The organism is Flavihumibacter fluminis (genome assembly GCF_021491375.1).
Lineage (GTDB): Bacteria > Bacteroidota > Bacteroidia > Chitinophagales > Chitinophagaceae > Flavihumibacter > Flavihumibacter fluminis.
In genome coordinates this window covers 1-292 of record NZ_JAKEVY010000021.1, presented here as the reverse complement: position 1 = coordinate 292, position 292 = coordinate 1, and the positions used below count along the sequence as shown (strand labels likewise).

At 46.6% G+C, this 292-nt stretch carries 1 protein-coding gene; it reads left to right on the top strand.

Features of this window, described 5'->3' with window-relative positions:
- Positions 1-73: 73 nt before the first annotated feature.
- Positions 74-292 (top strand): hypothetical protein (locus L0U88_RS20725; protein ID WP_234868778.1); only part of this gene is annotated, 219 nt, incomplete at its 3' end.

The window sequence follows — 292 nt, the reverse complement described above, 5'->3', positions numbered from 1 at the left end:
CAAAGCGAGGGTGGCCGTTATCGCAATTTCTAATGCCGATGCCACAAAACGGATAGTGTCGGCAATCAGGCATTTGACTGGAAACCCCTATATCATTGTGCGTACCCGATATGTGAATGAGATTGAAGAAAACCTAAAACTGGGTGCAGATGAGGTGATTCCCGAGGAATTTGAAACTTCGATTGAAATCTTCACAAGAGTCTTGGGCAAATACCTTATCCCCCGGCATCACGTAGAGGATTTTACCGAGGAAGTCCGCTCGCACAATTATGCCATGTTCCGCAAAGTTCCC